General features: G+C 76.0%; 17 protein-coding genes. 8 read left to right on the forward strand and 9 right to left on the reverse strand.

Annotation, left to right across the window (positions count from 1 at the left end):
- The 4 genes from AB6N24_RS12250 to AB6N24_RS12265 all read right to left on the reverse strand — a co-directional run.
- A partial coding sequence (locus tag AB6N24_RS12250) for a putative immunity protein (protein WP_412869677.1) occupies nt 1-329 on the reverse strand: 329 nt, incomplete at its 3' end.
- A gap of 83 nt (nt 330-412) precedes the next feature.
- Nucleotides 413-1,186, reverse strand: a complete 774-nt coding sequence (locus tag AB6N24_RS12255) for a metallophosphoesterase family protein (RefSeq protein ID WP_412869678.1) — start codon at nt 1,184-1,186, stop codon at nt 413-415.
- Between the two features lie 95 nt (nt 1,187-1,281).
- Nucleotides 1,282-2,952, reverse strand: coding sequence for an SIR2 family protein (locus AB6N24_RS12260; protein ID WP_412869679.1), 1,671 nt, complete (start codon nt 2,950-2,952; stop codon nt 1,282-1,284).
- A 243-nt stretch (nt 2,953-3,195) separates the two neighbouring features.
- Complete coding sequence (locus tag AB6N24_RS12265; RefSeq protein WP_412869680.1) at nt 3,196-3,393, reverse strand: hypothetical protein; 198 nt, start codon at nt 3,391-3,393, stop codon at nt 3,196-3,198.
- Between the two features lie 336 nt (nt 3,394-3,729).
- Here AB6N24_RS12265 and AB6N24_RS12270 point away from each other — a divergent pair, with 336 nt between their 5' ends.
- Nucleotides 3,730-5,079 (forward strand): hypothetical protein, encoded by a 1,350-nt coding sequence (locus tag AB6N24_RS12270; RefSeq protein ID WP_412869681.1) that lies wholly within the window; start codon nt 3,730-3,732, stop codon nt 5,077-5,079.
- A 57-nt stretch (nt 5,080-5,136) separates the two neighbouring features.
- On the opposite strand, the gene AB6N24_RS12275 is transcribed toward AB6N24_RS12270, so the two are convergent.
- Nucleotides 5,137-5,973: a uracil-DNA glycosylase gene (locus AB6N24_RS12275; RefSeq protein WP_412869682.1), complete on the reverse strand. Its 837-nt coding sequence runs from the start codon at nt 5,971-5,973 to the stop codon at nt 5,137-5,139.
- Between the two features lie 5 nt (nt 5,974-5,978).
- Complete coding sequence (locus AB6N24_RS12280) at nt 5,979-6,599, reverse strand: L-threonylcarbamoyladenylate synthase (protein WP_412869683.1); 621 nt, start codon at nt 6,597-6,599, stop codon at nt 5,979-5,981.
- Nucleotides 6,600-6,857: 258 nt separating this feature from the next.
- Between AB6N24_RS12280 and AB6N24_RS12285 the strand changes: the two genes are divergently transcribed.
- The 5 genes from AB6N24_RS12285 to AB6N24_RS12305 all read left to right on the forward strand — a co-directional run bounded on the left by AB6N24_RS12285 (nt 6,858) and on the right by AB6N24_RS12305 (nt 11,918).
- Nucleotides 6,858-7,808: an ABC transporter ATP-binding protein gene (locus AB6N24_RS12285; RefSeq protein WP_412869684.1), complete on the forward strand. Its 951-nt coding sequence runs from the start codon at nt 6,858-6,860 to the stop codon at nt 7,806-7,808.
- The gene (locus tag AB6N24_RS12290; protein WP_412869685.1) at nt 7,805-8,680 is read left to right on the forward strand and encodes a hypothetical protein; all 876 of its coding nucleotides are present in this window, start codon (nt 7,805-7,807) and stop codon (nt 8,678-8,680) included. Before AB6N24_RS12285 ends, AB6N24_RS12290 begins: the two co-directional genes overlap by 4 nt.
- Before the next feature lie 163 nt (nt 8,681-8,843).
- Nucleotides 8,844-9,602, forward strand: a complete 759-nt coding sequence (locus AB6N24_RS12295) for a hypothetical protein (RefSeq protein ID WP_412869686.1) — start codon at nt 8,844-8,846, stop codon at nt 9,600-9,602.
- A gap of 223 nt (nt 9,603-9,825) precedes the next feature.
- Nucleotides 9,826-11,223 (forward strand): sensor histidine kinase, encoded by a 1,398-nt coding sequence (locus AB6N24_RS12300; RefSeq protein WP_412869687.1) that lies wholly within the window; start codon nt 9,826-9,828, stop codon nt 11,221-11,223.
- Complete coding sequence (locus AB6N24_RS12305; RefSeq protein WP_412869688.1) at nt 11,220-11,918, forward strand: response regulator transcription factor; 699 nt, start codon at nt 11,220-11,222, stop codon at nt 11,916-11,918. Before AB6N24_RS12300 ends, AB6N24_RS12305 begins: the two co-directional genes overlap by 4 nt.
- 3 nt (nt 11,919-11,921) lie before the next feature.
- Here AB6N24_RS12305 and AB6N24_RS12310 read toward each other — a convergent pair whose 3' ends face one another.
- Nucleotides 11,922-12,530: a class I SAM-dependent methyltransferase gene (locus tag AB6N24_RS12310; protein ID WP_412869689.1), complete on the reverse strand. Its 609-nt coding sequence runs from the start codon at nt 12,528-12,530 to the stop codon at nt 11,922-11,924.
- Nucleotides 12,523-12,936: an ATP-binding protein gene (locus AB6N24_RS12315; RefSeq protein ID WP_412869690.1), complete on the reverse strand. Its 414-nt coding sequence runs from the start codon at nt 12,934-12,936 to the stop codon at nt 12,523-12,525. The genes AB6N24_RS12310 and AB6N24_RS12315 overlap by 8 nt, the downstream gene beginning before the upstream one ends.
- A 95-nt stretch (nt 12,937-13,031) precedes the next feature.
- Here AB6N24_RS12315 and AB6N24_RS12320 point away from each other — a divergent pair, with 95 nt between their 5' ends.
- Nucleotides 13,032-14,234, forward strand: a complete 1,203-nt coding sequence (locus AB6N24_RS12320; RefSeq protein WP_412869691.1) for a VIT1/CCC1 transporter family protein — start codon at nt 13,032-13,034, stop codon at nt 14,232-14,234.
- A 33-nt stretch (nt 14,235-14,267) separates the two neighbouring features.
- Here AB6N24_RS12320 and AB6N24_RS12325 read toward each other — a convergent pair whose 3' ends face one another.
- Nucleotides 14,268-14,999 carry a copper resistance CopC family protein gene (locus AB6N24_RS12325; RefSeq protein WP_412869692.1) on the reverse strand — a complete coding sequence of 244 codons (732 nt, stop codon included), beginning with the start codon at nt 14,997-14,999 and terminating at the stop codon, nt 14,268-14,270.
- A 191-nt stretch (nt 15,000-15,190) separates the two neighbouring features.
- On the opposite strand from AB6N24_RS12325, the gene AB6N24_RS12330 reads away from it, so the two are divergent.
- Nucleotides 15,191-16,039 (forward strand): ABC transporter ATP-binding protein, encoded by an 849-nt coding sequence (locus AB6N24_RS12330; RefSeq protein ID WP_412869693.1) that lies wholly within the window; start codon nt 15,191-15,193, stop codon nt 16,037-16,039.
- Nucleotide 16,040 lies beyond the last annotated feature (1 nt).

Genomic DNA, 16,040 nt, shown 5'->3' on the forward strand with positions numbered 1-16,040 from the left:
GCCGCGACGTGCGCGACGGCGACCGCCTGCCCTGCCGCGAGCGCCGCGAACCGCGCCGGGTCGGGCAGCCCGCGCCCAGCTGCGTTCGCCCCGAACGACGTCCGGTGCGCCTCGCGCACAGGTACCTCGCCCCGCATCCAGCCGCGGCCGACCTCGATCGCGTCGCGCGGCCGGGGGTCGTCCGGGCTCTGCCGCTCGAACAGCGGCAGCACGTGCTCGGCGCACCGCGCCGCCCAGTCCGCGAGCAGGTGGTGGTCCTCGTCGGTCAGGGTCCCGCCGCGGCGGACGGTGATCAGGCGGGGGTCTCGTTCCTTCGGGAGGATCGGCACCGCCTCATCCTGCCCGCTCGACCGGCCACCGCGTCGGGGAGCGCGCCGGTCCCCGACCGGTGCTGGTCAGCGACGAGCCGGGGTCACGAGCGGGCCGGGGTGAGCCCGAGCGACTCGTGCAGCCCCCGGTAGACCGCGGTGCGCAGCTCGATCGCGTACGGCTCCAGCGCGGGCATCCCGAGGCTGCGCGCGACCTCGATCTCGGCCTCGATGTCGTACGGCACGCGCACCACCTGGATGCCGAACGGGTCGCGCGCCGTGCCGCCGGGGACGCCTTCGAGGACCACGTACGACGCCGTCGGCTCGTCGAGCGGGTTGCCGACGCTGCCCGTGTTGAACAGCGTCCGGCCGCGGAACGTCTCGATGTACGCGTCGTGCACGTCGCCGTACCCGACGACCGTCGGCTCGGGCCCGTCCCCGGTGAGCTCGGTCGCGGCGAACATGCCCGCGAACTCCTCCTCGGTGTGCCGGAACCGCACGCGCGTGTAGACGCTCTGCGCCGAGGCGTGGAACAGCCGCACGCGGCGCCCGCTCAGCTCCAGGTCGTGCGCCAGCGGCAGCGTCACGAGCCACTCGCGGTCCGCGTCGGTCAGCTCCTCGTGCCACCACACGAACTCCGGGTCCCGGTCCGGGTCCGGCCGCGGCAGGAAGTCGTCCCAGTTCCCGCGCACCGTGACGGCGCAGCGCTCGCGGCTCAGCGCCACCGCCCGCGAGCCACGCGGACCCTTCCCGGCGACGTCCCCGAGGTTCAGCACCGTGGTGATGCCGCGGGCGTCGATGTCGCGCAGCACCGCCTCGAACGCGGTCACGTTCCCGTGGACGTCGGACACGACGGCGAGGCGATCCAGCTCCGGCACGGGCGCGACCCTTTCGCGGGGGAGTGAGCGGCCAGCGTAACCAGGGCGCCGGGGCGGCTCACGCGGTCCGGGACCTGGTTCGGGAGGAGCCAGACTCAGCCCCCCGCCCCCGAGTCGCGCAGCGCCTCGACGACCGTCGACCAGCGGTCCCGGTCCGCGAGGTCGAGGTCCTCGAGCTGGTGGAGCAGGGCGCGCGCGGCGCGGGCGGCGTCCTGCTCGGGCGGGTCGAGGAGCTGCTCGTAGCGGACGTCGAGCGCGAACGACGGGCGGGACGCGTGCATCGCGACGCGGTCGAGGAAGACGGCGAGCTCGCGGGCGCGGTCGTCGGCGGGGTCCCGGGAGACCGCGACGTAGTCGAACCAGCCGCGCCACAGCTCGCCCTGCGCGGGGTCCTCGCTGAGGGTCAGCACGGTCCCGAACAGCGGCTCGCCGTCCTCCCGGGGGTTGCCGAGGAAGCCCCGGATCTCGTAGGCGAGCCGCAGGAAGTTGTCGTCCTGCATCGACGCGCCGACGACGAGCACGTGCTGGGTGAGCAGCAGCGCCTGCACGAGCGCACCCATCGGCCGGAACGAGGAGTCGAAGCCGACGAAGTCGCTGCGGCTCAGCACGATCGACGCCGGGTCCTCGCTGTCGCCGTGCATCTTGAGCAGCCAGGGGGCGTGCGCGGCGACGCGGTGCGTCGGCAGGACGCTGATCGGCAGCGCGTTGTCCACGTCGCCCACGGCGAGCTCGTAGAGGCGGTCGTAGTTCGTCGTGACCGCGCGGCGGCAGCGCAGCGACGCGAGGAGGGCGTGCGCGACGGCGTACCGGTTCGTCGAGCCGACGTGGTGCGCGATCCGCTGCGCGAGGTCCGGCAGGCGCATCCGGAGCAGCTCGGCCTGGTCGAGCGGGGACGCGAGGTGGGCGAGGGCGGTGCGGGTGCCCTCGGGGTCGTCGGTGTCGCCCGCGAGCAGGTCGATGAGCTGCCGCCAGCCCGGCAGGCCGGCGCCCATGCCGACACCGGCGGCGATGAACAGCGCGAGGGAGCCGTCGCGGGCGCGCCGCGCGAGGGCCCGGGCGCGCTCGTCGTCGACGCTCCCGGCGGCGTCTCCGAGGCCGGAACGCCGGTGGTCCTGGAACGCGGCGTAGTCCGACGCGTTGCGGGCGACGACGACGACGTCGATCCCCGTCTCCTCCGCTGCTGCGCGGCACGCGGCGAGCTGGGCGTCGATGACGAGCCCGCGCAGCGACCCGAAGTCCCCGCCGCCGACGCCCAGGGTCGGCAGCGCGACGAGCACCCGGCTGCGCCCGCGGCCCGGCCGGACGTCGGAACGCGCGACGGCCCGCAGCACGTGGCCGACGCGGTCCGCGAGCGCGTCGGCCGCGTCCCTGCCGTCGAGCGTCGGGTCGCGGACGGAGTCGACGAACCACGTGGGCAGGAGCGGTGTCCCGGTGCCCGTCCCGCGTGCGCGCCCGTCGCCGTCGGGCCAGCCCGCGGGTCGCAGGGCGGTGACGGTGGCGGCGTCGGGCGCCGCGTCGTCCGCGGCGAGCCCGAGGACCGGGAACCACTGCCGCTCGACGGTGAAGCCGCGGTCCGTGGGCAGGACCATCGCGTCGGCGTCGAGGTGGGCGAGGTCGCCGGGGATCACGAAGACGTGGCCGGGGGTCGACGTGCTGCCGTGCGCTGGGGCGTCGCCGTGCGGGCGGGCGTCATCTGGCGGTGGGGCGCCGTCGGGCGTCGAGGTCGTGCCGTGGGGAGCGGGCGGCGTCGGCGGTGAGGCTGCCATGGTCCGACGGTACGTGAGCGGGCGGCGCTCCGCGGTCCGGTGTGCGGTGGGGGCGCCGCCCGCTCGACGAGGGGTGGGCGGGCCTAGCGGCGGTCCCCCACCGCGCCCCGGGTCGAGCTGGGTCAGGACGAGGCGGACGTAGTGCTCGATGCTCTCGCACGCGAACGCACGTCGCCGGCCGACGTCGGTGCCAGGCTTCCGGAGCGGCCACAGCGACGGAACCGTGTCGTCGGGCACTCCGGGTCAGTCGGCCGGGACGAAGCCCACGAACCACTCCCACAGCGCCGCCAGGGACCGCACCGAGGAGTCCGTCGTCCTGAGCGGGCCGCGGGTGTCGCGCATCTGAGCCGCCAGGTCCCGCAGCCGGTAGGGCTCACGCGCGACGACGTGATCACGGAACTGCACAGCATGGTCGAACGACAGGTCCGAGAAGAAGCACATGCTCACTCCAGGGCGGGGAGCAGCCGGCGGATGCTCACCCACCACGACGGGCTCCTATCGGCGGGTAGCCCAGAACCATGAGATGCCACCCGATGACGTCGAGCGAGCCCGAGACGGGGGCAGGACCGGCTCTCCCCGGCGCTGACACGTGTCGCAGCGGTGCCGTCATCTCCCAGGGACCTGACCCACCTGTGGATAAACGAAACGCACCGGTCGTCCGACCTGTCTAGTTTGTCCCTGCACAAGCTGCCGGCGTCCGCGTCAGCGGCGCGTCAGCCATCCCTGCCGGAGGACACCCTGAGCACCAGCCAGCACCGAGCTCGACGACTGACTGCCGTGATCGCCGCTGCGGTGGTCGTGCTGGCGGGCTGCAGCGGCACCGAGAGCACCACGGGCTACTACGCCTTCGTGGCAGCGGAAGACTCGCCCATGGCCGAGCGCTGCGCCCAGTTCTTCGGGGAACCCGACGCGATCGGGGAGCGCCTGGGGCTGACGCTCTACCCGACGCAGGAGGAGCGGGGAGTCTGCGTCTACGACACCTCCGACGGCGGCCGGGCCGTCCTGGGGCTCAGCAAGGAGAGGCCCGACGAGGCGCAGGTGATGGCGCGCGGGGAAGGGCCGTTCTACGCCTTCCTCTTCCTCGTGACCTCGGACGGTTCCGCCCGGCCTGTCGAGGCGAGCCGGCGCACGGACCTCGTCTCGTGGCTCGAACGCCGGGCGGGGGCGGTGGAGGACGACTTCGACGCCTGGGTGGCCGCTCTGCCACCGGTGGAGGACGGGTACGTGGACGTGGGCGGCTACGAGGTCGACCCTTCCGCTGGGGCCGAGCAGGATCCTCTGGAAGGGCTTCTCCGGACGCCGAGCGCGACGGTGCGCGTCACGTCGGTCGTGCGGCACGACTTCCTCATGGTCGACGACTCCGCAGTCTCGGCCGGCGACGGCAACGAATTCCTGCTCTCCGACCTCACGGTGACGCAGGTCGAGGACCCCGAGGTCATGCCGTCGTACAGCATCGAGATCGACGGAGAGGACCGGGGCAGCGGCACTCAGGAGGCCTTGTCCGCACTCGTCCGCGCGGGAACCGCCGCCCAGGTCGCCGTCGCCGTGCCGTCGGATGCCGGAGATGTGCGGCTGGTCGTCCGGACGGGCAGCGACGTGCAAGCCATCTCGCTGATCGACGGATCCGTCCACGACGAGGGACAGAGCGACCGTCTGGAGGCCGCGGCCTCCGGGGAGGTCTCGATGGAGCGTACTGACCCCCGCATGCGCACGCCGGAGGGCAAGGACCTCACCTTCTACCCGGAGCAGTACTACGCCGGGACGGTCGCGTGGACCCTCAACCCGTGGAGCCCGACGTCCGGCTGGGCCCCCAAAGGCCAGGTGTTCCTGGCGCTGACGCTCCGGCCGCTCGAGTCGAACAAGGCCTTCCCACTCACACCGGCGGACATCACGGGCGTCGCCGACGGCCAGGAGTACGGAGCCACGTCGTTCGATGCTGCCTCCTACACCTTCCAGCACCTCGTTCCCGAGGACGTGAGCCGGGTGACGGCGCAGCTCCGGATCACGCCCGATCCCGTGCAGCTCGGCAGCCCGTCGAACTGGAGGGACGGCTACACGCTGACCGGGCCGATCGTCTACGACCTCGCGATCGACCCCAATCAGGCGAGGGCCGCCCAGGACGGCTGAGTCCCACGCCGGTCGGCGCACGCCCGCAGCCTCGCGGACCAGCTCACGCTGCGCGGCTCACGCCCCGCCGACGAGCTCCTGCGCCCGCACCAGCACCGCGTCGAGCATCGCGGGCGTGAGGCGCCCGGTGAAGGTGTTCTGCTGGCTCACGTGGAAGCACCCGAGCAGCGTCAGGGTGCGGCCGCCGGGGCCGTTCAGCACGACCTCGGCGCCGTGCCCGAACCGGGGTCGCGGCCTCGGCACGTGCCAGCCCTGCTCCTGGAGGGTCGCGAGCAGCGCCTGCCACCCGAACCCGCCGAGCACCACGATGACGTCGGGGTCGACGAGCTCGAGCTCGCGCCCGAGCCACGGCCCGCACGTCGTGCGCTCGGCGGGGGTCGGGGCGTTGGCCGGGGGAGCGCACCGCACGGGCGCGGTGAGCCGGATGCCGGTGAGCGCGAGGCCGTCGCCGCGGTGCGTCGACGTCGGCTGGTTGGCGAAGCCCGTGCGGTGCAGCGCGGCGAACAGGAAGTCCCCCGAGCGGTCGCCCGTGAACATCCGCCCCGTGCGGTTGGCGCCGTGCGCGGCGGGGGCCAGGCCGACGACGAGGACGCGCGCGTCCGGGTCGCCGAAGCCCGGCGCCGGCCGGGCGCAGTACGTCTCGTCGCGGAACGACGCACGCTTGACCCGGGCGACCTCCTCGCGCCACGCGACGAGCCGAGGGCAGGCGAAGCAGTCGACGACGAGGGCGTCGAGGGTCGCGACGTCCGGGGCGGTGCGGGCGAGCAGCGGGTAGGTGACGTCCCCGGTGGCCGGGTGCTCGTCGGGGCTGCGGCCGGACGGCGGGTGGGTCCTGGACCCGCCGGACGTGGAGCCGGGGCGCGGGCCGTCGTCCTGCGGGCCGGCCGTGGGCACCCCGCTCACTCGAACCGGCTCGGGTCCCCCGCCCCGACGCGGACGACCTCGGGCGCACCCTCGGACCAGTCGACGACGGTCGTCGGCTCGGTGCCGCAGTCCCCGGCGTCGACGACCGCGTCGACCAGGTGGTCGAGCTCTTCCTTGACGAGCCAGCCCTCCGTCATGGGCGCCTCGGAGCCGGGCAGGATCAGGGTGCTCGAGAGCAGCGGCTCGCCGAGCTCGCGCAGGATCGCCTGGACGACGGGGTGGTCGGGGATGCGCACCCCGACGGTCTTCTTCTTCGGGTGGGCGAGCCGCTTCGGCACCTCGCGGGTCGCCGGGAGGATGAACGTGTACGGGCCTGGTGTCGCGGCCTTGATCGCGCGGAACGCCGAGTTGTCGAGCTGCACGAGCTGGCCGAGCTGTGCGAAGTCCGAGCAGACGAGCGTGAAGTGGTGCTTGTCGTCGAGCTGGCGGATCGAGCGGATGCGGTCCGTGCCCGTGGTGCTGCCGATCCGGGCGCCGAGCGCGTAGGACGAGTCCGTCGGGTAGGCGACGAGCGCGTCGTCGCGCAGCATCGCGACGACCTGCCCGATCGACCGCGGCTGGGGGTTGCTGGGGTGCACGTCGAAGTACCGGGCCATGCGGTGAGCCTAGGGCGCCCGTGACGACCGGGCGAGGCTCGCGGTCCGACGCGCGCACGTGCCCGGACTCGGCACCCGCGAGCGCGGCGTCAGCGGGGACCCGGTCACCCTGGCGGCAGGCCCGCTCCTCCCCGAGGAGGAGGCCGGCCCGCGCCCCGGCTCGTCCGCGAGCAGGTGACGGGCCCGTGCACCGCGTCCCTAGCGTCGACGACGGAGGGGCTGCGCGACCGACGCGGCCCGTGACGACGGGAGCGACGCATGATCCAGGTGGAGGGGCTGACCAAGCGCTACGGCCCGACGACGGCGGTGGACGGGCTGACGTTCACGGCACGGCCCGGGCAGGTGACGGGGTTCCTCGGCCCGAACGGTGCCGGGAAGTCGACGACGATGCGGGTCGTCGTGGGCCTCGAGCGGCCCACGGCGGGGACGGCGACGGTCGACGGCCGGCGGTACGCCGACCTGCCGGCGCCGCTGCACGCGGTCGGCGTGATGCTCGACGCCCGGTCGGTGCACCCCGGGCGGTCGGCCTTCCGTCACCTGCTCGCCCTGGCCCGCACGCACGGGATCGGGCGCTCGCGGGTCGACGAGGTGATCGGCATGACCGGGCTCGAGTCCGTCGCCCGGCGGCGTGCGGGCACGTTCTCGCTCGGGATGGGCCAGCGGCTCGGGATCGCCGGTGCGCTGCTCGGCGACCCGGGGACGCTCGTTCTCGACGAGCCGGTCAACGGGCTCGACCCCGACGGCGTCCTGTGGGTGCGCGGGCTCGTGCGCGAGCTGGCCGCCGAGGGCCGCACGGTGCTGCTCTCGTCGCACCTCATGCACGAGCTCGCGCTCTGCGCGGACCGCGTCGTGGTCATCGGCCAGGGCCGCCTGCTCGCCGACGCGTCGGTCCAGGAGCTCGTCGACGGCTCGGAGCGCGCGGGCACGGTCCGCGTCCGCACCACCGAGCCCGATGTCCTGGCGGGGACGCTGCTCGCGGGCGGCGCCGACGTCCGGGCGCAGGGGTCCGGCGTGCTGCACGTGCGCGGCGTGACCGTCGAGGAGGTCGGTGCTGCCGCCCGCCGGTGCGGCGCGACGGTGCTCGAGCTCGCGACCGAGAGCGGCTCGCTCGAGGACGCCTACCTGCAGCTCACCGCGGGGTCCGTGCAGTACCGCGGCCGCACCGCCGACGAGGCGACCGGCCTGACCGCCGCAGGAGGCACCCGATGACCGCGACCGCCGCCACCCGTCCGCCTGCGCCGGCCCGCGTGCTCCCGGCCCGGCAGGGCCCGCGCGTGGGGCGGGTCGTCGCCGCAGAGTGGAGCAAGCTCACGAGCCTGCGCTCGCCGGCGGCGGTCGCCGTCGCGTCCGTGGCCGTCTCCGGGGTGCTCACCTGGCTGTCGGCGAACGCCTCGTCGACCGACCCGGGGTTCGACCCGCTGGACTCGCTCGGGACGGGGCTGCCCCTCGCGCAGGTCGGGCTGCTCGTGCTGGGCGTCCTGGTCGGGACGGGGGAGTTCAGCACCGGGACGTTCCGCTCGACGTTCACGGCCGTGCCGCGCCGGCTCCCCGTGCTCGCCGCGCAGCTGGTCGTCACCGCGGCCGCCGCGCTCGTGGTGTCCGTGCTCGCCGTCGCGGCCGCGGTGGTGGGCCTGCTGCCCGCGGCCGGGTCGCGCGGGATGACGCTGGACCTCGCCGGCGAGGGGACGCCGCAGCTCCTGACCGGGATGGCCTTCCAGCTGGTCGCGATGGCGCTGCTCGGGTTCGCGCTCGGGTCGCTGCTGCGCCGCACGGTGCCGGCCGTCGTCGCGGCCGTCGTGCTCGTCCTGGTGCTCCCGGTCGTCCTCATGATCGCGTCCGACCCGGGGTTCGGCGGCGCGCCGCCGGTCGGGGTCGCGGCGTCCGCGCCCGAGGTGACCGCCGTGGGCACGGTGACGGCGGTCCTCCCCGGCGGGGCGGTGACGTACCTCGTGCCCGGCACCGGTGGGTTCGACGGTGCGCCGGACCTCGGCGTCGCGGGTGGTGCCGCGGTCTTCGCCGCGTGGGTGCTCGTCCCGCTCGGGGTCGCCGCGGTGCGACTGCGCACGCGTGACCTGGTCTGAGGGCGGACGGTCGATGAGACACGCGCAGACGAGCCCGCCGCCACCCCGCACGGCGCCACCACCCCGGACGCCAGCCCGGACGGTGCCACCGGAGCCGCACCGGCGCACGCGTCCGGGCCCGCGCGCCTCGTCCGACCGGCCCCGCGCGGTCACCTTCCCCCGGGTGCTCGCCGCGGAGTGGACCAAGCGCACGAGCGTGCGCTCGGCACTGTGGCTCCCGCTCGGCACCGTGGTCGCCGCCCTGACGCTCGCCTACGCGCTCGGGCTGTTCGTCCGGGCCGGCGACGCGCGCTCCGGGGCGTCGGTCGTCGTCGCGGGTCACGTGCTCGCCCAGCTCGGCGTCCTCGTGCTCGGCGTCCTGGTCGGCACCGAGGAGCACACGACGGGCACCGCGACCACGACCTTCGCCGCCGTGCCTCGCCGGCTCCCGGTCCTGGGCGCGCAGGTGCTCGTCACCGGGTCGGTCGCGCTGGTCACGGCCGTGCTGGCGCTCGCGGGGTCGGCCCTCGTCACGCACGGGCAGCGCGCCGCGACCGGGCTGACGCTCGACCTCGCGGACGGCGGGACGGCACGGGTGCTCGCCGGCTACGTCGTCGTGCTGACCGGCGTCGCGCTGCTGGGCCTCGGCCTCGGGTCGCTGCTGCGCCGGTCCGCGGCGGCTCTCGTCAGCGGGCTGCTCCTGCTCGTGGTCGCCGACCAGATGCTGCTGGCGAACCCGGGCCGGGTGACCGACACGCTGCGTGCGCTCCTGCCCGGTGCGGGGTCGCGCGTGCTGCTCGACGACGCAGGCGTCGCCGCCCTCGACGCCGCGAGCCACGGCCCGCACCTCGGGCCGTGGGGTGGCGGGCTGGTGCTCGCCGCCTGGGCCGTCGCGCTCCTCGCCGCCGCCGCGTACCGGCTCCGCCGCCATGACGTCACCTGACGGCGGGGCGGGCGCTCCCGCCGCAGACGCCGAGCCCGGTCCGGTGCGCCCCGACGTGGTCCTGACCCCGGCACCAGCGCGTCCCGTCGTGGTCCTGACCCCGGCACCGGCCCGGTCCGCCCTGGTCCGCGGCGCCCGTCCGGCCCGTCCTCCCGCCCGCCCCGACCCCCGATGGGAGAGTGGGACCGTGACGAACCGCCGGCCTCCTGGACGGTCGGCGTGGATGCGTGAGGCGGGCGCGACCCCCGTGCTCACGGAGACCCAGGTGCAGCGCCGGGGGCCGCTCGCCCGTCTCGTCGCCGCGCACCCGTGGACCGCCGACATGGCGGTCGCGGCGACGGTGCTGCTCACGGCGCTGGTCACGGTCCTCGTCGCGCTCGCGACCGTCGAGGGGTCCGTGGGCCTCGGGCTGTACCCGCCCGGCACCCCCGCGCTCCGGCTGGTACCCGGGTCGTGGCTCGTCGGCGCGGCCGCGGGCGCGCTGGCACTGCTGGCCCGGCGCGCGTGGCCGCTGGGGGTGACCGCGACGCTGACCGTGCTCGCGGTGGTCTCGCTCGCGACGACCGGGGTGCTGGGGGTCCTCGGGCTGTGCCTCGCGTTCGCCCTGCACGCCGTCGCGGCCGCGCGGCCGGCGCGCACCGCGTGGGTCGTCGGCGGCGCCGTGCTCGTCGTCGTCTCGGTCGCGCTGTGGCGGTGGGAGGACATCGGGCTCACCGAGATGCTGCTGTGGAGCGACGCGACGCTCGCGCAGATCGACGACCCGGTGCACAGCCTGACGGAGCCGCCGTTCTCGCCCGGACGCCGCTCGGCCTCCGTGACGCTCCTGCTCGCGCTGCTCGCGCTGGGCGTCGCGACCGGCTCGGGGGTGCGTGCGCGCCGGCTGCACGCCCGTGACCTCGTCGAGCGCTACGCCGCGCTGGCCCGTGACCGCGACGCGAGCGCGGCGCTGGCCCGCGCCGCCGAGCGGACCCGCATCGCGCGCGAGATGCACGACGTCGTCGCGCACAGCGTGTCCGTCATGGTCGCGCTGTCCGACGGGGCGCGCGCCGCGCTCGACCGGGCCCCGGACCGCTCCCGCGACGCGCTCGCCGAGCTCTCCCGCACCGGCCGCGCGGCGCTCGGCGACATGCAGCGCGTGCTCGGCGCGCTCGACCCCGCCGACGACGACCGGCCCGACGGGACCGGCGGCGCGCCACGGCCGCCCGCACCCACCGAGACCGATCTCGGCACCGTCGTCGAGCGCTTCCGCGCGGCCGGGCTGCCGCTCACCGTGACGGGTCTCGACACCCTGCTCCCCGAGGACACGACGCTGCGGCTCGCGGTCGTGCGGATCGTCGCCGAGGGCCTGACGAACGTGCTGCGCCACGCGCCCGGGACACCGTCGGTGCGCGTCGCGGTCCGGCGCACGGACTCGGCGGTCGAGGTCACCGTCCTCGACGAGGGCGGCACCCGGCCCGGGACCGGTGGCGGCACGCACCGCGGCATCCTCGGCATGCGGGAGCGCGCCGCGCTGCTCGGGGGCCACGTCGACGCCGGACCCCGGCCCGAGGGTGGCTGGCGCGTGCACGTGGTGCTGCCGTGGCGCCACGACGGGGGAGCGGACGGAGGGGACGACGCGTGACGACGGTGCTGCTCGTGGACGACCAGGCGCTGCTGCGCATGGGCTTCCGCCTCGTGATCGAGTCCGAGCCGGACCTCGAGGTCGTCGGCGAGGCGTCCGACGGCCGGGTCGCGCTCGACCAGGTCGCGGCGCTCCGGCCCGACGTCGTGCTCATGGACGTCCGCATGCCCGGCATGGACGGCATCGAGGCGACGCGCCGGCTCGCGCTGGAGCACCCGGGGTCGCGGGTGCTCGTCCTGACGACGTTCGACGTCGACGAGTACGCGTTCGCCGCGCTGCGCTCGGGGGCCAGCGGGTTCCTGCTCAAGACCGCGCGCCCCGAGGAGCTCGTCGAGGCCATCCGCACGGTCGCGTCGGGCACGTCGGTCGTCGCGCCCCGGGTCCTGCGCCGCATGCTCGACCTGTTCGCCCCGCACCTGCCCACCGGGTCCGGCGGCGACGCCGGCGACGGCCTCGACCCTCGCCTGCAGGCGCTCTCGCCCCGCGAGACGGACGTGCTGCGGTGCATGGCCGAGGGCCTCTCGAACGCCGAGATCGCCGAGCGCCTCACGGTGTCCTCGACGACGGTCAAGACGCACGTCGGGAACGTGCTCGCGAAGCTCGAGGTGCGCGACCGGGTCCAGGCGGTCATCGCGGCCTACGAGTACGGGCTCGTCGAGCGCGGCGGCGACGCGTGGTCCGCCGGGAGCCGCTGAGCGTCAGCGTGCGCGGCTGAGCAGCGCGACGAGGAACTCGGCGGTCGGGCCGAACGGGCGCAGGTCCCACGTCGCGAACCGCTGGTCGACGACGAGGCCGGCCTGCTCGGCGTCGGGCGTGAGCTGCTCGAACGCGTAGCCGCGGCCCGCGCCGAAGCCGATCGCGAGGCGGCCGTCGTCGCGCAGGTGCGCCCCGACCCGGCGGAGCACCTCGACGTGCGTGCCGGGCGCGACGAACGTCAGGACGTTGCCGGCCATCACGGCGACGTCGAACGGCTCGCGCACGCCCGCCGCGGGGAGGTCGAGCTCCGCGAGGTCGCCGACGTGCCAGTCGCCGTCCGGGTGGTCCTCGCGCGCGGCCGCGACGAGCACCGGGTCGACGTCGACGCCCACCACGGTGTGCCCCCGCCGCGCGAGCTCCCCGCCGACGCGCCCCGGCCCGCAGCCCGCGTCGAGCACGCGTGCGCCGCGCGGCACGAGCGCGTCGACGAACCGGGCCTCGCCCGCGAGGTCGTCACCCGCGGCGGCCATCGCCCGGAAGCGCTCGACGTACCACGCCGAGCGGTCCGGGTTCGCGGCGCCGATGGTCTCCCAGAGGGTCGGCTCACGCATGCGCGGCGGGCGCCGGCCACCGGTCGACGTCGTCGTGCTCGAGCTCGAACCACACGCGCTTCGCGGCCTCGCCCTCGGCGGGCTCGATGCCCCACCGGGTCGACAGCTCGTCGACGAACATGACGCCCCGGCCGCCCGTGGCGTCCACCGGGGGGTGCCGCAGGATCGGCTCGGTGCGGGCCCCGTCGGTCACCTCGACGCGCGTGCGCTGCCCGTCGACGTCGACGCACAGGTGGACCGGTGGGTCCGCGTGCGCGACCGCGTTGGTCACCGTCTCGCTGACCAGCAGCACCAGCACGTCCAGCGCCTGACCGTCGACGCCGGCCTCGACGAGGCGGTCCCGGGCCCAGCGTCGTGCCGGTGCGACGGCCTTGACGTGCGGGCTGATGTGAGTCTCGGCGTGCATGACGTTCTCCCCCCGCGCGGTTGCCTGACGCACTTCCACGGTGGGTCACGCCGCCCGGTCCGGCAACCCGAGGGCACGCCCGTCTCGCGCGCCGGATGGTGCCCGTGGGCAACCGGGACGGGGGCGCGTGGAACGATGATCCCGTGCCGAACAGCCCCGACCCGCGCCCCGGCCCGCCCGACGGGTCGACGCGCAGCCGCCGTGACCTGCGCCGATGGCGGCAGTACCTGGCCGACGAGCGCGCCGAGGCCTCGGTGTACCGGGACCTGGCGTCGCGCCGCACCGGGGAGGAGCGCGACATCCTCCTCGCGCTCGCCGACGCCGAGCGCCGCCATGAGGACCACTGGCTCGAGCTGCTCGGCGACGACGTCGGCCGCCCGCTGCGGGGCGACGTGCGCACCCGGGTGCTGGGCTGGCTCGCGCGGCGCTTCGGGTCGGTGTTCGTGCTCGCGCTGGCGCAGCGCGCCGAGGCCCGCGGCTCGTACGAGAAGGACGCCGACGCGACCGCGCAGATGGCCGCCGACGAGCGGATCCACGAGGAGGTCGTGCGCGGGCTCGCGACCCGGGGGCGCAACCGCATCTCGGGCACGTTCCGGGCGGCGGTCTTCGGCGCCAACGACGGCCTGGTCAGCAACCTCGCGCTCGTGCTCGGCATCGGCGCCTCGGGTGCCTCGCAGTCGACCGTGCTGCTGACGGGCCTCGCGGGGCTGCTCGCGGGGGCGCTGTCGATGGCCGCCGGGGAGTTCGTCTCGGTGCGGTCCCAGCGCGAGCTGCTCGAGGCGTCCGCGCCCGGGCCGCACGCGCGCGCCGCCCTCCCGCACCTCGACGTCGAGGCCAACGAGCTCGCGCTGGTCTACCGCGCGCGCGGCATGACCGAGGACGCCGCGCACGAGCGGGCGCGCGAGGTGCTCGCCTCGTTCGGGACCGTCCCGACCCCGGCGCTCGGCGTGCCGGCGCTGTCGCCGTCGGGGTCGGGCGCGGGTCCGGCGGGCAGCGACGACGAGGACGAGCACGAGACCGTCGGGACGGCGGTCGGCGCCGGGGCGGCGAGCTTCTGCTTCTTCGCGTCGGGGGCGCTCATCCCCGTGCTGCCGTACCTGTTCGGGCTCGACGGGTGGCCGGCCGTGGCGATCGCGTCGGTGCTGGTCGGGCTCGCGCTGCTCGGCACGGGCGCGACGGTCGGGGTGCTCTCGGGCGGTCCGCCGGTCCGCCGCGCGCTGCGCCAGCTCGCGATCGGCTACGGCGCGGCGGCGGCGACCTACGCGCTCGGGCTGCTGTTCGGCACGACCGTCGGCTGACCTGCGGGTCGCCCCGAGGGGCGGTTCGCCCGATCAGCCGCCGGTGGACCCGTCGCGCGTCCCGGTGGACCCGTCGGACCCGTCGGGCCCCGCGCCACCGGACCCACCCGTGGGCCCGTCGGGCTCCCCGGCCCGGGGTGCGCCGGCCACTGCCGGTCCGCCCGCACCGCCGTGGTGGCTGAGCGGGCGGCGGCGGATGAGGACCGCGACGACGACGCCGAGCGCGGCGAGGGCCGCGACCGTCCCGGCGAGCAGCACGTTCGTCGCCGAGGCCTCGGCCGCGGGGTCCCGCTCGGCCGGTTCGGCGGACTCGGTCGCCTCGGGCGCCGTGGGCGTCGTCGTCGGGGTCGCCGTCGGCGTCTCGGCGGTCGGGGTCGCAGCGGGGTCGGCCGCCGCGGGCTCGTCGCCGACCGTCGTCGGGCCCTGCGCCGTGAACGTCAGCTGCCCCTCGATGGGGTGCCCGTCGGCGGACGTGACGCGCCACAGCACCGAGTAGTCCCCGGCGGGCAGCTCGCCGCTCAGGCCCTGCGCCACGCTCGCGTCGGTCAGGACCGCCTCGCCGCTCGACACGACCCGCCCGTCGGGCGCGCGGACCTCCACGACGGTGCCCAGTGCGACCGCCGGCTCGTTGAACGTGAGCGTGACCTGGGCCGGGGCGGTCGCGGCGGTCGAGCCGTCCGCCGGGTCGGACGAGACGAGCGTGTTGTGGGCCGCCGCGGGACCGGCGCCGAGGAGCGCCAGACCGAGCCCGACGAGCACGGCCACGAGCGCAGCGGACCGCGCTTCGAGCGGTGCCCCGAGACGCGCCCGCACCTCCGTCCGTCGGCCTTCGGGAGCGGTGCGGAGGCGGGTCGTCGGGCGGCCGGGAGCGTGCGGGAGCATGCCTCGACCCTAGGCCGGGCTCGTCCGCGAGACGGACTTTCGTTTCCGGGTAAGGACAGGCTAACCTCACGCTCGTGACCACCGACGACCTCGCGCCCGCGCTCCAGGGCACCGCGCTCCGCCTCGGCTACCACGGCCGCACCGTCGTGCAGGAGGCCTCGCTGCGCCTGCACGCGGGCGAGGTGACCGCGCTCGTCGGGCCCAACGGCTCGGGCAAGTCCACGCTGCTGCGCTCGCTCGCGCGCCTGCACCGCCCCGACGCCGGCCAGGTCACGCTCACCGACTGCGCCGACGCGCTCGCGCTCTCCGCGCAGGACTTCGCGCGCCGCGTGACCCTGCTTTCCCAGCACCGCCCGACGCCGAGCGGCGTGTGCGTGCGCGACGTCGTCGGCTACGGCCGCCACCCGCACCGCGGCCGCTGGCGCACGCAGGACCCCGACGGCCCCCGCGCGGTCGCCTGGGCGATGGAGGTCACGGGCACGACGGCGATGGCCGACCGCGGCGCCGACGAGCTCTCGGGCGGCGAGCTCCAGCGCGTGTGGCTCGCGACGTGCCTCGCGCAGGACACCCGCGTGCTGCTGCTCGACGAGCCCACGAACCACCTCGACCTGCGCTACCAGGTCGAGATCCTCGACCTCGTGCGCGACCTGGCCGACGACCACGGCGTCGCCGTCGGCGTCGTGCTGCACGACCTCGAGCAGGCCGCCGCCGTCGCGGACCACGTCGTCCTGCTGCGGTCGGGCGAGGTCGTCGGCGCGGGCGAGCCTGTCGACGTCCTGACCTCCCCGGCGCTCAGCGAGACCTACGGGCTGCGCGTCGACGTCGTGCACGACCCGGTCACGGGCCGCCTCACGACGCACCCCGTCGGCCGCCACACGACCCGCGCGCGCGCCCGCACCCCGGAGCTCGCGGTCGCCAACTGAC

Origin of the sequence: Cellulomonas jepli (assembly GCF_047229345.1) — a bacterium.
In the GTDB taxonomy this organism is placed as follows: Bacteria; Actinomycetota; Actinomycetes; order Actinomycetales; family Cellulomonadaceae; genus Cellulomonas_A.

Excerpts from the sequence above, each read along its gene's own strand:
- AB6N24_RS12260 (WP_412869679.1), bottom strand. The coding sequence starts at position 2,952 with ATGGCAGCCTCACCGCCGACGCCGCCCGCTCCCCACGGCACGACCTCG.
- AB6N24_RS12265 (WP_412869680.1), bottom strand. The coding sequence starts at position 3,393 with ATGTGCTTCTTCTCGGACCTGTCGTTCGACCATGCTGTGCAGTTCCGT.
- AB6N24_RS12280 (WP_412869683.1), bottom strand. The coding sequence starts at position 6,599 with ATGGCCCGGTACTTCGACGTGCACCCCAGCAACCCCCAGCCGCGGTCG.
- AB6N24_RS12285 (WP_412869684.1), top strand. The coding sequence starts at position 6,858 with ATGATCCAGGTGGAGGGGCTGACCAAGCGCTACGGCCCGACGACGGCG.
- AB6N24_RS12290 (WP_412869685.1), top strand. The coding sequence starts at position 7,805 with ATGACCGCGACCGCCGCCACCCGTCCGCCTGCGCCGGCCCGCGTGCTC.
- AB6N24_RS12300 (WP_412869687.1), top strand. The coding sequence starts at position 9,826 with ATGCGTGAGGCGGGCGCGACCCCCGTGCTCACGGAGACCCAGGTGCAG.
- AB6N24_RS12310 (WP_412869689.1), bottom strand. The coding sequence starts at position 12,530 with ATGCGTGAGCCGACCCTCTGGGAGACCATCGGCGCCGCGAACCCGGAC.
- AB6N24_RS12315 (WP_412869690.1), bottom strand. The coding sequence starts at position 12,936 with ATGCACGCCGAGACTCACATCAGCCCGCACGTCAAGGCCGTCGCACCG.
- AB6N24_RS12320 (WP_412869691.1), top strand. The coding sequence starts at position 13,032 with ATGGTGCCCGTGGGCAACCGGGACGGGGGCGCGTGGAACGATGATCCC.